This is a genomic window from Proteus sp. fly-1067, from assembly GCF_040139345.1.
GTDB lineage: Bacteria > Pseudomonadota > Gammaproteobacteria > Enterobacterales > Enterobacteriaceae > Proteus > Proteus vulgaris_B.
Window position 1 is genome coordinate 1 of record NZ_JBEEUL010000251.1, and the last position, 535, is coordinate 535.

At 39.3% G+C, this 535-nt stretch carries 1 protein-coding gene; it reads left to right on the forward strand.

Annotated elements, in window-relative coordinates; all coding sequences use genetic code 11:
• On the forward strand, positions 1-405 hold a 405-nt coding region (locus ABN217_RS20265), incomplete at its 5' end, for a hypothetical protein (protein ID WP_349460009.1).
• Positions 406-535: the final 130 nt, after the last annotated feature.

The window sequence follows — 535 nt, forward strand, 5'->3', positions numbered from 1 at the left end:
CCTCATAGTGAAATTGTTGAATTATTTAAAGTTAAACGAAGAACTCAAAAGTGTTTTATATGGGTGCAAGGCGCATTAAATCCATACGAAAGAATACCAAATAATGGTGTCAGGGTAGAGAACAGAGCGGCATTTGCATACCGCGCACCCGGCTACGGTTATAATGGAGGAGAAGCCGATATCTATATTGATGGGATCATTCAGCCCAAACCTAACACCTACAATATGGAGGGGCTAGCATCGCCTGATTTTTATGCTGTAAATGAGTTTGTGCTGGAATTAGGTCCGGGTGAAGGTGTTGCCAGCATCGGCATAAAAATCCCTCGACTCGACAATCAAACGACACGTTTTATTATGCGAGCCAGAATAATCGTATTTCCAGATAATCAAGATGTTATTTTTTAATTAAACCATGGAATAAATCAATTATGATATACACAACAGGCACTGTTAACACGGTGTCAGGGTCTGCTATTGTTAAAGGCACTGGCACTAAATTTAAAAATAATAATCCCGCCATTAATATTGGAATGAC